Consider the following 208-nt stretch of genomic DNA (forward strand, 5'->3'; position numbering starts at 1 on the left):
GACATAGACAGCTTAATTGATGAAGCAAGTGATACACCTGATGAAGCCCCTGCTGATGCGCTAGTTGAAGAAAACGATGACTTTGATTTAGACGACATAGACAGCTTAATTGATGAAGCAAGTGATACACCTGATGAAGCCCCTGCTGATGCGCTAGTTGAAGAAAACGATGACTTTGATTTAGACGACATAGACAGCTTAATTGATG

The 208-nt window shown here is 41.3% G+C and carries 1 protein-coding gene; it reads left to right on the forward strand.

Features of this window, described 5'->3' with window-relative positions:
• Positions 1 to 208: hypothetical protein (locus PSH50_RS21180; protein WP_273610080.1), on the forward strand; the 208-nt coding region annotated here is incomplete at both ends.

Origin of the sequence: Pseudoalteromonas sp. Angola-7, assembly GCF_028599255.1 — a bacterium.
Taxonomy (GTDB): domain Bacteria; phylum Pseudomonadota; class Gammaproteobacteria; order Enterobacterales; family Alteromonadaceae; genus Pseudoalteromonas; species Pseudoalteromonas atlantica.